Annotated in this window: 9 protein-coding genes; 5 read left to right on the forward strand and 4 right to left on the reverse strand. The window is 40.2% G+C overall.

Annotated features, from left to right (window positions below; genetic code table 11):
* Positions 1-109: 109 nt before the first annotated feature.
* The gene (locus PGX00_RS10195) at positions 110-904 is read right to left on the reverse strand and encodes an alpha/beta fold hydrolase (RefSeq protein WP_272135844.1); all 795 of its coding nucleotides are present in this window, start codon (positions 902-904) and stop codon (positions 110-112) included.
* Positions 905-1,105: 201 nt separating this feature from the next.
* On the opposite strand from PGX00_RS10195, the gene PGX00_RS10200 reads away from it, so the two are divergent.
* On the forward strand, positions 1,106-2,557 hold the full coding sequence (locus PGX00_RS10200; protein ID WP_272135846.1) for a DUF6937 domain-containing protein: 1,452 nt from the start codon (positions 1,106-1,108) through the stop codon (positions 2,555-2,557).
* A gap of 182 nt (positions 2,558-2,739) precedes the next feature.
* Here PGX00_RS10200 and PGX00_RS10205 read toward each other — a convergent pair whose 3' ends face one another.
* Entirely contained in the window at positions 2,740-3,387 is a 648-nt protein-coding gene (locus PGX00_RS10205; protein WP_272135848.1) for a TetR family transcriptional regulator, read from the reverse strand.
* Positions 3,388-3,734: 347 nt separating this feature from the next.
* Between PGX00_RS10205 and PGX00_RS10210 the strand changes: the two genes are divergently transcribed.
* The 3 genes from PGX00_RS10210 to PGX00_RS10220 all read left to right on the forward strand — a co-directional run bounded on the left by PGX00_RS10210 (position 3,735) and on the right by PGX00_RS10220 (position 9,155).
* The gene (locus tag PGX00_RS10210; protein WP_272135850.1) at positions 3,735-5,210 is read left to right on the forward strand and encodes a hypothetical protein; all 1,476 of its coding nucleotides are present in this window, start codon (positions 3,735-3,737) and stop codon (positions 5,208-5,210) included.
* 145 nt (positions 5,211-5,355) lie between these two features.
* Positions 5,356-6,792, forward strand: a complete 1,437-nt coding sequence (locus PGX00_RS10215) for an MFS transporter (RefSeq protein WP_272135852.1) — start codon at positions 5,356-5,358, stop codon at positions 6,790-6,792.
* A complete protein-coding gene (locus PGX00_RS10220) occupies positions 6,789-9,155 on the forward strand; it encodes an alpha-galactosidase (RefSeq protein ID WP_272135854.1) in 2,367 nt (788 codons plus the stop codon). Before PGX00_RS10215 ends, PGX00_RS10220 begins: the two co-directional genes overlap by 4 nt.
* 53 nt (positions 9,156-9,208) lie before the next feature.
* Here the strand turns inward: PGX00_RS10220 and PGX00_RS10225 are convergent, their stop codons facing one another.
* Both PGX00_RS10225 and PGX00_RS10230 read right to left on the reverse strand, forming a co-directional pair.
* Positions 9,209-9,970, reverse strand: coding sequence for an oligogalacturonate-specific porin KdgM family protein (locus PGX00_RS10225; protein WP_272135857.1), 762 nt, complete (start codon positions 9,968-9,970; stop codon positions 9,209-9,211).
* Positions 9,971-10,179: 209 nt separating this feature from the next.
* A complete protein-coding gene (locus tag PGX00_RS10230; RefSeq protein WP_272135859.1) occupies positions 10,180-11,949 on the reverse strand; it encodes a hypothetical protein in 1,770 nt (589 codons plus the stop codon).
* Between the two features lie 775 nt (positions 11,950-12,724).
* Between PGX00_RS10230 and PGX00_RS10235 the strand changes: the two genes are divergently transcribed.
* Positions 12,725-14,575: a polysaccharide lyase family 7 protein gene (locus PGX00_RS10235; protein WP_272138027.1), complete on the forward strand. Its 1,851-nt coding sequence runs from the start codon at positions 12,725-12,727 to the stop codon at positions 14,573-14,575.
* The last annotated feature ends 38 nt before the right edge of the window (positions 14,576-14,613 follow it).

Consider the following 14,613-nt stretch of genomic DNA (forward strand, 5'->3'; position numbering starts at 1 on the left):
AGCTGCTAATTCTTATCCAACCAGTAGAAAATATCTTGGTACACTTCATCTTTATTGATTTCATTTAGCAGTTCATGGCGCGCTCCAATGTAGATATTGGTTCGCACACTTAAACTCCCCCTTCTCTCAGTGCGTTTTCAAGCGCCGTAATCCCTTTGCCATAATTGTTAACAGGATCGCTATCACCACTAATTATCATGATCGGTAAATCTGCTGGTATTCGCGCAAAGGCCTCGGCAGAACTCATGTCCGTTAATCCTTGCAATAAATCGATCCAAAATTGGGGCGTCGGTGTAAAACCACAGTAAGGATCTGCGATATACGCATCAACGATGGATTCATCCCGACACAGCCAATCTTGCTCAGTACGAAGTGGTTTAATCTTGCTGTTATAATTGCCAAAAGATAACTTTTCTAAAAATGGACTTGGTGTAGAGCCACCAGTGAAAACCTTAACCAACTTGGCCGCGATCAAACCTAAGCGGAACATAAGCACCCCTTGGTGATTTGACCCACATAACACTAACGCAGACAACTTAGTGCCATTTTGAACCGCATAATGCCGTGCCGCAAAAGACCCCATACTGTGACCAAGCAAAACCGGCTTTACCTCATATTCTTCATTTACGAAGTCGATAACTGAATCCAAATCATCTAATACCAGTTGCCAGCCATTTATATCAGCAAAATGCCCGAGTCGTTCTGCATTGGGTCCGTGACCCCGATGATTTGCACCAAATACGGCGATCCCTTGCTTATTACAAGCTTTAGCAAAACTGTCGTACCTTTCAATATGTTCCGCCATACCATGGCTCAATATTATTGCTTTGTTGCACGCAGTATCAGGAAACCAAACATGCAAATCAAAATTCTTACCGTCTTTCGCTAACACTCTCTGTTTCATTGTTTCATTTCGCCGCCAAGTTAATCTGTTATTCAGATTAGCCTTATTGCTTCTATCTGCAACTTACAAAGCGTTAAACAGTGATCAATCCCGCACAAAATAAATATGAATCAGATTCATATTAGACAAAGTAAACGACACATAGTAAAACATGAATAGGATTCACATTTTATCATTAGAACATAAATTTTAAGGCCGACTATGCCACGTACTCACACTATATTTGGAAACCCGGTTTCTGCTAAAGTCATCAACAAAGCAGAAAAACAAAAACAAAAATACCTACGCAAGTTTGGTGATGATAGCGGTAACGAATATGGGCTTACCTTACAACCAGATCCAATATTAACACCCGCATTCGATACAATGATGGTAGAAGCAGGCAACGCTCCTCGACCTATTGAAAGTGGTAAAGCATTGTTGATTGGTAATATCCGTATGGGTTATGGCCACTATAGAATTGCGATGGCTATCGCTTCAGCCGCTAAACACTTTGGCTATATTCCTTACTGGTTTGACATGAGTTCATTTGAACAAACGACGGGTACTAAGGTAATAACCCACCTAAACAAGCTTTATTCTTTGGGTTCTCGGTTGTCTCAAAAGTCGTCGCTTTTTAATCGGTTTTACTGGGATCCTCTAAATAGTAAAGGCTTTCTTAAACTTGAGTACAACGCAATAGACCAAAAAGTTGCCGAGCTCATGACACCAATTTTCAAAACTATCCCAACTGATATTCCCTTTATCGGAACCCATACCTGGACGGCACAAGCCGCCGTTCACGCAGGGATGAACCGTGTCATTAACGTAATACCCGATAACTGGCCTATGGGGCTACATCTTTCTGAAGGTTCAATACATACCGTACAAACGCCATCTTCTTATTTTGGTTATAAAACCTTAAAAGGAATGGCAGAAGGTGAACTAACTCCGATGCCAGAAAAGTCCGTGTATAACGTGGGTCATTATATCGATCACGAGTTGTTGCAAGATCTTGAAGGCGATACACAAAAGCGACTCGACAGAATCGCCAACAACAAACCAAAACGACTTTTGCTCACAGTAGGTGGCGCTGGTGCTCAATATGAACTTTATCGAGATATCGTTTTAGGATACAAAGATCAGATAGACGCTGGTGAACTGGTTATCTATATCAATGTAGGGGACCATAAAAGTGCTTTTGGAAAACTGCGCAAAGATTTGCAACCAATTAAAGACATCACTTTATATGAAAATGATTGGCAAAAAATTTCAACTTTCGCAGAATCAGCCATCACTAACAGCAGCATTAGCGGTGTCCATATCTTCTGCCAAGAGAACCTGTTCGCAGCAGTTTATGCCACAAACCTATTGATGCGCTCTAGCGATATACTGATTACAAAACCGAGTGAGCTCGCCTTTTATCCTGTTCCAAAACTCATGATTAAACGCGTCGGTGGACATGAAGCATGGGGAGCAATTAGAGCCGCAGAGGTGGGCGATGGCACAAGTGAATGTGTCACCACGCCAGAGATACATCGTATGCTCAAGTTGATGTTAAATGAACCGGAATTATTAACCGAGATGAACCACAATATCTTAAAGGCTCAGCAAGCCGGTATCTATGATGGTGCATACAACACAGTCAAATTAGCGGTTGCAGAGCAAAAATAACCCAGGGTCTTCGCGTAATACTGATTCGGTTAGCCTTTCATTCCCGTGAAAACGGGAATTTGGGTAGATTTATATCTCCAATTTCGTGAAGATGACGTAGCTTTCGTAGAAATGACGACGGTTCCGAGGGGATAACGTGAGTTTTCGTTGGTTTAGACTTTCCATCCGCCTTTTTTCTACCTTTACACCCTTTCCGTACCTAAATATTCTAATAAACAGTTTGATACCATTTTAGTATGCATGGCAACAAAATGACGCCCTTTCTCTTCACCACTTGCAATCGCTAAACGCAACGTTGCAGCAAATTGATGTGATACCAACTCAACAAACTCATTACACGGCTCTAATTTATCCTCTGGGATAAATGGGGTGATTTTGTCCATGATTAATTGAACATTTTTTTGTGTATCCTGAAAAGCCAGCTGGTTCATCCTCGGGTCTACCGAACCAAACCATATTTCTCTTAGTGCTATTTCTCTCACGTGGAGGTCATAAATGTCCATGAAGTTATTTCCAATGACATCGATAATCTGAGCATGACGATTTAGATCTTTCAGGTTGTTCTCAATAATATCGTTTATCTGCACCATGTAGTGTTCTGCAAGCGCAATTATGATGGTCTCTTTGTCCGAAAAGTATTGATACATCGAGCTAGGAGATACGCCTGCCCTTTTCGCTATACTACTAATCGTAAGATTCGCGACACCATTTTTTTCTATCAGATATTTAACCGCCAACAGAATTTTCTCTACCTTTTCCCTACTGCGTATTTGGGTAGGGTTTCTTCTATTTGTCGTGCCTTCAGATATTTTAGGTTTCTTATTAGCCATAGTTTCTACAATTACTGATTCGTTGCATTGGGACAAAGTCCAAAAAAGTCGTTCATTCAACGTACTTTACTCCATATTCGATACGTTCTCATAAATCTACTTTTTTCTCCATCAAAAACTAGAAATCTTAACTTGCTAATAGATTGAAAAGTGACTCAGCGCATAAAACATGAATCGCATTCAGGTTTATGTTTGATCTTACAGCAGAACAGCATCATATTAAATATGAATGTGATTCACATTCTATCTTTTGTTTTCCTGTTAGGATAACAATAAGAGAGCAGTACGACGGATTCGCAGTGTTTCTGCGACAAAATAAAATAATAAAATGATTTAGGACTAATAAGATGACCAGACTGTGCCCTATCGCAATCGCCATCGCTATCACCATGAGTGGTGCAACCCAAGCAAGTGATTTCTTTGCCGATTCAACTCTCGATTTAAAGTGGAAAGTAAACTATTACGATATTGAAGGTGAAGTAGACGCCAAAAATGTCCCAGTACCCGCCTCTCTTGCCGGTTTTGATACCACTGCTGATATTAAATATGACATGAGCATAAAAGATAAAGGTACCTCCGCATGGTTAAACTGGCAATCAGGATGGCTCGCAGATGCTATTGGTGTAGAAATAGAGTATCAAGGTGCCGTGATATTTGACCAATCGGGAAAAATAGATGGTGCAGCTGATGTTGATTTAACCCCAGCTTTCGGCCCAGGAGCCGGTTCTGCATCTGTGCCCCTTTCGAGTAATAATCCTTATTTTTACGGCAAAGAGGCAGATGAAACTTATGTAGGTAAACTTGGTAATGCTAATCTGCGTTTGAAGCTTGGAGAAGCCGATACAGAAACCCAAGTCATGTTTGGTCGATTTACACCATCTATCTATGATCTTTTGCACCGACCAGATGAAATCTACTATGGTATGCACCAAGTTTATGAAGGTGTAAATATTGAAGGCCATTATGAATGGTCCCGCGGAATGATTGAACCATGGGTCCGTTACATCACAGGTTACAGTAACGAATGGAACACAGATACTGTAAGATTCAAAGATGATCTTGAAGACGTTTATACTGATGACTATGGTAATACAACCAATGGTTTTGATGAGATCATCAACGTTGGCTTCCACACAGAAAATGACTTTATCACCAGCAGCGCATCCTATTCATATGCGAAAGAGTACCTAAGCAATGGCATCATCGAGATATACTCTGGTATTCCTTACTCATTTATGGGCTTAGGTGACGCTGAAAATGATAAAGATCATTATATCAAGTACATGGTGAAATATGGATTTGAAAAAGGGCTTGGTGACGACAATGATGATCACAGTACAGATGTATACGAGTTCGCTGTCGGCCTACAACATGGAAGCGTAGATTTCTTAATTGGGATGACACAAAACGGCGATGAGAGCTTTTACGGTTTTGAAACACAAGATGGCATGAACGCCGGTGGCGGTACCGCAGTTTGGGGAGATGTTGCTATTCTTAACACCTTTAAACTTGCTGGACAACGTACCTATTTCTTCGTGGGTGGTGCTGATTTAGACAGCTTGAATCTTCCAAACTGGAGAGTGCAGGCAGTCGTTGCAAATGCCAACAATACAGACCTAGATGCACTCCGAGTTGGAGATTTAATAGCGACACCAAATGAAGACTATACCGAAGTAAACCTCGATATTATTTACGCTAAAAACGGTTATCAAGGTGAAGGTATGAGCTATGTACTAAAACTTGGTAAAGACGATAATTATAACGCGTTTGGATTTGGTTTCTTCGTTGAATATAACGGTGATTTAACTCAGTTCATCGACTAATCAATGCGTTAACCAGTGATAGGCATTAACGATGCTGTCACTGGTTATTATCTTTGATTGCTCGATGCTTCTAGCGATTACCATAATGAAATAGACTATCTATATAGCTGAAATATATCAGCAATAGTATAAGTGAGAATATACTGTGACTCCCCAACCTTTATCTAAATGGAAAATGGCCGCGTTTGCCATGGGCAACTTTGGGTGGTGTATTGCTACCTTCTCTTATTCCATTCTTATCACCTATTTCTACTATCCACCTGTAGTAGAAGGTGTTTCAGAAATTCCAGAATTTATAAGCCGATCACCCGTGTTATTCGGTGCAACTATTGTTGGCTTAATTTACGCTTTTAATCGCATACTAGACGCTATTTCCGATCCTATCATTGCTAACTTAAGCGATCGCTCAACCAGCCGATTTGGTCGTAGACGAGTATTTATGATGCTTAGCTTTATCCCGACGGCCATAGCGTCAGCAGCTATATTTTACCCTCCCGTTCAAAGTGTAAGTAGTATCAATATACTCTGGCTGATCGGTTGCTGCGCTATCGTTACCATTAGCCTGACTATGTATGTTGTTCCGTATATGTCATTAATGCCAGAACTAGGTAAAACAAATAGAGATCGTATTTTGATCTCAACATTTTGCTCGGTAACGTGGGCACTTGGATTCGCTGCAGGCCAAATGGTTTGGGTTGTAAAAGCAAACTTAGAGGGCGCTGGTTATTCCCCTGTCGAAGCGATGCAATTCTCTGTCGCACTTTTCTCACTATTGGGTATTGTTGGGATGCTTATCCCTATATTAGCAATAAACGAAAAACGAGATTGTCATCGAAACGATGACCACGAACATCCAGAAAACCAAGGTGTTATAAAAGCACTTAAGAGTGCGATGCAAAACCGAAACTTTGCTATTTTTACAGCCTCTAACGGCCTATCTTTTATGTCACGATTTTTTCTTGAAGTTGGCGCTATCTATTACATCACCATGTTAATGGGTTTACCGGAAGAAAATGCATCAATGATGATGATGACTTTATTTGGGTTAAGTTTATTGCTCTATCCGGTTGTTGTAAAACTATCGAAACACTATACCAAAAAATCATTATTTCAAGCGGCGTTACTAGCACAAGGTACACTGCTCATCGCCTTCTTCTTTTGCGATACAGTACCTAGCCCAGATATCTTTGGTTGGGGGATTATAATTCTATTTTCATTTCCTTTGGCGATATTGGGCATTATTCCTAACGTTATTGTTTCTGACCTAGCACTTGCCGATACCAAAGAGACTGGCCATAAACGTGAAGCGCTTTTCTTTGGTGCGAATATGTTCGCTTATAAGGCTGCAACATCGTTAACCGCTCTTATCTTCCCATCTCTTATCATCATAGGCTCTTTGAAGGAAGCTGGTGTCTCGCCAGATCCAACTGAATTTGGTGTAAAAATCACGGCTTTAGTGGCGGGTATACTCGCCTATATCGGAGTTTGGTTAATGCGAAACTACAATGAAAAGTCGATCATGGACACTATCGGTGAAGAAGTAAACACTGCCAAAACTAAACCCGTACAGGATGCCTCATGATATTGGTAAATCAAGATGCATTAGAATTTCATCTACAAACAAACGACTCTAGCTACATCATTAAAGTGGCCGAAACTGGACACCTTATTAATCTGCACTATGGCAATAAATTAAAACACCGTGAACATTTCTCAACATTAGATCATCGCTTCAATGTGAAATTAGGTTCGACAACAAATTATGCACCTGAACACGGGAATCTAACGTTAGAAACTCTTAAACTTGAAACCGCTTGCTATGGAAAAGGGGACTATCGTGACCCTCAGTTCCAGTTCGAATACGCTGATGGTAGCCGTACATCTGACTTTATTTATAAGAGCTATAAACTAAATAGTAAAAAAATTAAGATCGATGGACTACCAAGTTGTCATTCGCCAGACAACAAAAATGGCCCAACCTCTCTTACCATCATCTTGCACGAGCCAGTTAAGAATCTAGAACTTCATATCCACTACAGCATCTTTGAAAGTGCAAATATTATTAGCCGTAGTGCAGAAGTCATCAACACCAGCTCTGATATCGTCAATATTGAAAAGGCCTTGAGTGCCTGTATTGACTTTTCACATTCGGATTTTGAGCTGATACATTTAGAAGGTAAGTGGACAAAGGAAGCTCAGTTAACAAGACACGCCTTAAATAAGGGTAACTTTCAGATCGACTCTAAAAAAGGGGTAAGCGGTGCCAATCACAACCCTTTTCTCTGTTTAGCCATGCCCGATTGTGATGAATTTAAAGGCGAATGCTACGGGTTTGGCCTTGTTTATAGCGGTAACCACCAATGCAGTGTAGAAGTGTCACCCTATGACTATACCCGGGTCATGCTAGGGATCAATAGCTTTGATTTTCGTTGGGTTCTATCACCAAAAGAAACATTTTCCTTGCCCGAAGTTGTGATGACGTTTAGTTCTGGGGGATTAAATAGTATGAGCCGTAATTTTCATACTTTAGTTAACCGACACCTAGTACAAGCACAATGGCAAGGTGCTCCTCGCCCGATTCAGGTAAATAACTGGGAGGCAACCTATTTCGATTTTGACGCTAAAAAACTACTCTCTATCGCGAAAAAAGCACAAGAGCTTGGTATTGAAATGTTTGTACTGGATGATGGCTGGTTTGGAAAAAGAGATGATGAAACCACCAGCTTAGGCGACTACTTTGATAACAAAAAACTCCGTGGTGGCGTTGAGAAGTTAAGTAAAAGAATAAAAGATTTAGGGTTAAAATTTGGTATTTGGGTCGAACCAGAGATGGTCTCAATCGATAGCCAACTTTACAAAAAACACCCTGATTGGGCCATACAACATAGTGACCGCTCTCCTTCGTTGGGTCGTGAACAATTATTATTGGATATGAGCAATCCAGAGGTCATTGACTATCTATACGAACAGCTTAGCAACCTATTTACTCGTACGAATACCGATTACGTCAAATGGGACCACAATCGTAACTTTAGTGATATTTACTCTGCTTTTTTAGACAAAAGTCAGCAAGCTAGCTTTTCACATCGATACGTTTTAGGCCTTTATCTACTATTAGAAAAACTCACTAACGCATTTCCAAATATCCTATTCGAATCTTGCTCTAGTGGCGGTAATCGTTTCGATTTAGGCATGTTGGCTTACATGCCTCAAACGTGGACTAGCGACAACACCGATGCTCTAGAGCGCATGAGCATTCAATATGGAACATCATTATTATACCCTTTGTCAACCATGAGCGCTCATGTTAGCGGCCGTCCATCTCACCAAGTACTCCGCAACACCTCGATTGAAACGCGTTTCAACGTGGCGGCATTTGGCAACTTAGGTTTTCAATTAGACATAACTCAATTAACCCCTTTTGAAAGCAAAGCAGTGAAGCAACAGATAGCCTTTTATAAACAACATCGATCACTGCTTCAGTATGGCGAGTTTTACCGATTGAAATCACCATTTGAAAACAACCAAATGCTTTGGATGGTCATCAACGATGATAACAGCGAAGCACTATTAGGCTACTACCAAAAGCAACAACAGAGTAATAGCAATTTAGAATCTATTCGTTTACCTATGCTCAATGCCAACGATTATTATCAAGTGTTGAATCGTCCACAATATGTCAATATTCGACAGTTTGGCGACCTAGTTAACGAGCAATTACCAGTGTCTATAAAAGATAGAGGTGTGCTCCATGGTCTACTGGCTAATCACTACATGCATGAGGTAACGAAAGAGAACTATGAACTATATGGCGATCAAATCAGCGCCTTCGGTATTCCTTTAAAGTCTCAGTTTGTCGGTACGGAAATGACCGACGAAGTGCGTTTTATTGGAGACTGTGGTTCGCGCATTTACCAAATAAGAAAACTAGAAATTAACCAGTAAAAATGAAGGCTCCTATTAAGAGCCTTCTATGCTTCCTATAAACAGTTTCATTATTAGAAGTTGTATTTTAATCCCAAGCGAGTTCTCAATTGACGATCGTCTTCTGCAGACGAGCCATAGTCCACGCTCCATAGCTCGAAATATGGACGAAAAGCACCCATTTGGTAGCCAACGCTAACACCGGCATCCCATTCTGAATTCTTACCATCTGATAAACGAACATCGTCATAGTTTTTATTGTAGTTAAACTCATAGCCTAACTTAATATTTTTTAACGTTTGGTCGGAAAAGCTATAGGAACCAGTCAGTGTCCATTTACCCTGTTCAATCGTTTTCCCAGCGGCACTGACCGACTCCCCATCAGTCAATGTTTTGTTACCTGCACTATCAGAATAGACCTGAAACTCATGGCGATAACGTAAAGTCGTAGTAAGACCAAAAGAGGATTTGTACCCCACTCGCAATTGAGGTTTGTATGTTGTTTTCTCGCTACCATCTGCAAACGTAATAGGCATACCCGTTTGAATAAACCAGTTGTCGTCTTCTTGATAACGTACATCCCAAGAAAACTCAGAGTCACCCGCCACCACCTGATCCCATAACTTGGTTTGATCATGGCTGTGGAATTTCTGTTCCACCCCAACACTTAGTTTTACATTATCTGCTATTGTTTTTCCACCACCAATTTTAATGCGATGTGCATATTTCTCGTCCTTATGTTTGTACTCTGCTCGGTAATCAAGAGTTGCCGCTGACGCAGTACCCATAGCCAAAATAGAGGCAATAAGCACAGTAACCGTTTGAACTGATTTCATAGTATAGTCTCTCTGTATTTTATGAATTATCCCAGACTCGCTACCAACTCAATCTATATATCGGCGTTCTAATACCCACACACCGTTACACTTTGTACGTCATAAGCACTAAGAGTAAAAATCGGATCAGAAAAGTCTGGACTGAAGTTAGAAAGTTGGATTTAAGGATTAATCAATAACCCCTTGTTTATATTTAAAACACCATGGTTTTAGAACAACTCTGAATCTAGGTTATCAAAATACGCTATATTCGAATTGCCGCTGTTATCTCCAGTAACCAAAGTAAGTTGAGAAGGCACGATAGTTGAGTCTAAACCAGTAGTAGATTGTTCAATATCTTTGGCAACAATGTCCCCGTTGATAGCGACAGTAACTAACCCCGCATCTGTCCACGTTAAGGTTAACGTGTGCCAAGTGTCGAGCGCCAAGTTAGAAACTAGAGTAATATCACTATCACCTGATTCGTATTTAAGGTTTGTTCCCGATTGATTGAGTTCGAAGTAACGGTTCGCATTGTTTTTACCGTTGCCGATATTGATGTACGTAGATTTACTATTCGTTGATGGGAAGTAAGCATTTAAAGAAACCGAACCTGACGAAGCAGGTGCAGAGAACGCACGCATGGCAAATGGTTTTGAACCAGTGTGGTTATCCGCGAGATACAGAGATTGTGTTCCGGCTGCTGCTTGTCTGTCTGTCACTTCTGCCGTCGTTGTTCCCAAACCGTCTGAGTTATCTTTTATGTTCGCTGTAATCCAGTCACTATTGGCCTCACTGATTAACGAACCAACGGTATAAGACTCAAAATCATCCGCCACGTCTTGAGGTATAGAAGGATCAGTTGGGTCAGTGGGCTCTTCTGCGCCACCCGCTTCCGTGAGAATCGTTGCCTCATTAGTACTTGAGTTATAAACGGTGGAAAGATCTAAACCTGCCGCATAACTATCAAAACTTTCTTCAAGAACAATTGTTTCATTACCTGAATCATTTGAATAGACAACCAAGTTATCAGCCATAAGTTCATAGTTGGTTGTGTCACCGTTAGAACCGAGCCTTAAAGCAATCGTAGTAACAGCTGTCCCATCGGTAACAGCCCCACCAGTCACATATTCAACACCGTTGACAGAGAAAGAAAATGAATTAGGTTCCCAAGTTATTTCAACATTAAGCGTCTCGCCTAATTTAAAAGTGCCCCCAGTTTCCGTTAACGTTTTGCTTGCGTCGCGGTACTTGATACTCCCCTTTTCCAATGCGACTTCACCATGAAGATATGATGTCGACGTTCCAGAGGCATACAATGAAATATATGCATTGTCACTAGTGCCATCCGCTTCTTGTGTGGTGTCAGCATCTTCTTGGTAGATAACGTCGACGGTTAATTTACCCGATGTTATTTCAGACACCGTGGTCGAGTCTACGAGCTTAATACGTAATTCACCCGTGTCTTCGTTCGTGCCAAGATTATTTGTATCGAGAATGTGTACGACATTATTATCACCCGCTTCTTTATTGGCTGTTAAGATTGCCGCTGATATCAAGGTATCATCTGAATGATCTACTCCTGCAAGCTCTCCTAAGTTAGTGCCCGAAATGACTAAGTTGCCTGAAGATACGCTGTAAATCCCAGTCACATCAGTGGTATCAGAGGGATCTGAATCATTACTGTGGTACTTAAAGCTCAGTTTTTTACCGTCAATATCTTCAGTCATGCTAGAAGGATAAATAGTGTAACTGCCAAAATTTTCATCATCGTTGTAGTACTTTTGGCTTGTACCTTCAAATACATAAACATTTGGTAGATTGCCAGACTTGGTACTTCTAAGAGCACTTTGCCCGTTCCCTAATTCCCAATATCCACCAAGCAATGGAGATTTACTTTCTTTTTCCGTTTCAGTTCCAGTTTTGTCTCTTAACTCTGTATTACAACCAAACAACAACCCAGTTAAAAGAACAACTGCTGTTAGCTTCATGCTTTTCATATCTTGAGTTTCCTTTACGTCCACGCGATTAATTTGTAGTATTATATTTTTAGTACAATCAACCCGAACAGCAATAAAATATCACCGACACAATGATATTCATTCCAACTTATCGTTTTTAAATAAAATATCTGGAATTAAAAGCACATTTAAAATCGTTAAAATATAAAAACAGACATGAAATTAGATTTAATTAAAATTGCAATTTATAGAACGATAGGCTGTATAAATAAAACACAAAATAAATATAACTTTAATTTAAATAACAAAAACGACACCCAGCCAAACTAATAAGCAATTGTTTTTAAGTTACTTTATATTAAAATAGAATCTATTTACAGTACTAGCATCATCATTAAAACAAGGTAAGTATAAACAATAGATAAAAACCTTATAGCTATAACCACTACCCTGACAACTGTAAACAAGCATTAACATCTTATTTAAATAAAATATTATTAGATACTTGTGAACCGTATAGGGAAAGTAAAAATTAAATTATAAATAATTAGCTCATGCTCTCATTTACGAAAAAATCTTGATCTGAATTGTAATACAAGATTATATAATTCTTAAGCGATGAGTACCTATAACTCTCTTACTTATGGTATTCGTTATCGTTTTCAACCTCATGATTTATGCAAACACCGAAAAGTAAAACAGGATTATAAAATGAATCAAAAACTCTTCTTAACTACTTCAATACTGATCGCACTTTCAGGTTGTACATCAACTAGTGATAGCCAAACGATAAACACGCCCCCCATCAAGTGTTATTGCTTCAAGTCACGACGGTAATCTTGCAACACAAGTGCTTGACGGTGATTTCAAGACGCGTTGGTCTGCCAACGGCAAAAATCAAACATTAACGTTTGATTATGGTCAAGATATTTCATTTGATGCGGTAAAGGTCGCTTTCCATAAAGGTGACCAGCGTCAGACGAGATTTAGCATAGAAGCAAGCCAGGATGGAATTAGTTGGAACACCGTTTTACGCGATGTCGAAAGCACTGGTAAATCTTCAAACCTTGAGCGTTTTGATTTTCCACAAGTGACGGCGCGCTTTATCAAATACGTCGGGATGGGCAATAGTAAAAACGACTGGAATAGTGTGACTGAATTTCTTGGTGTCAACTGTAAAGTAGATTACTGCTCTAACCAAGAGCTTCCACGTAAGGAAATTTTAGTTCCCGTAAAGATAACTTCTAGTTCGCATGATGGAAATACGCCTGATCGTTTATTTGATAATGACATCAAAACGCGCTGGTCTGCAAATGGTCTAGGTGAATGGGCAATGTATGATTACGGGAATGTCCAAAAATTTGATGCCGTTCGTTTAGCATTCCATAAAGGCAACCAGCGTAAATCTAATTTTGATATCCAAGTAAGTACTGACGGTAATAATTGGCAAACAATTCTAGAAGGTGAAACCAGTTCCGGTGGTGTAAATGGATATGAACGCTTCTCATTTGAGCCAGTTAAAGCACGTTACATCCGTTATGTCGGCCAAGGCAATACTAAAAACGCATGGTCTAGCGTGACTGAATTCGCAGGACTTAACTGTGATATTAACCGTTGCCCAGACAACCACATCATAACGGATGAAGTTATCAAAGCAGAGCAAATTGCAATTGAGAAAAACAAAAAAAGTGGCACCAGCGCGAAATCTCAAGAGCAACTTATGAAAGAACTGCGCTCTGGGGATTTTGGAGTTAAAGTCGCACTACCTTGTGCTACTAACTGCGATTGGGATGTCCCACTGAGAACACCGACAATACCGTTGGCGCCTCTTGCAAACAACAAACCTGGCGAAAATTTCGACTTAACTACATGGTATCTGTCTCAACCATTTGACCATGATAAAAATGGCAAACCAGATGACGTACAAGAATGGGATCTCGCCAATGGGTATGAGCATCCAGAAATATTCTACACGGCAGACGATGGTGGTTTGGTATTTAAAACTTACATAAAGGGCGTTCGAACCTCCAAAAATACGAAATTTGCACGTACAGAGCTGCGTGAAATGCTCCGTGCCGGTGATAAATCCATTCCGACTAAAGGTGTAAACAAAAACAACTGGGTCTTCAGTTCTGCTCCAATTGAAGACCAGAAAGCAGCTGGCGGCGTTGATGGCATTCTTGAAGCAACATTGAAAATTGACCATACCACCACGACTGGTGAGTTAGGAGAAGTTGGTCGCTTCATTATTGGCCAAATCCATGACCAAGACGATGAGCCTATCCGCCTTTACTACCGTAAACTACCGAACCGAGATACTGGCACAGTTTACTTTGCTCACGAAAATACGCTAAAAGGGACAGATAATTACTTTGACCTCGTCGGTGGTATGACGGGTGAATCTGAGGATGGTATCGCTCTGGGTGAAGTGTTCTCGTACCGAATCGAAGTCGTAGGAAACACCTTGACCGTTACAATAAAGCGAGATGGAAAACCTGATGTGACCCAATTTGTAGATATGAGTGAAAGTGGCTATGACGTAGGAGGCAAGTATATGTACTTTAAAGCAGGAGTATATAACCAGAACATATCTGGCGATCCAGACGATTATGTTCAAGCCACTTTTTACAAGCTCAAAAAATCTCATAACCAATATGTTCAATAGTCACAAATTGATAAAAAAACTTTGACATAAATGTAAAA

Source organism: Vibrio algarum (assembly GCF_028204155.1).
Classification (GTDB): domain Bacteria; phylum Pseudomonadota; class Gammaproteobacteria; order Enterobacterales; family Vibrionaceae; genus Vibrio; species Vibrio algarum.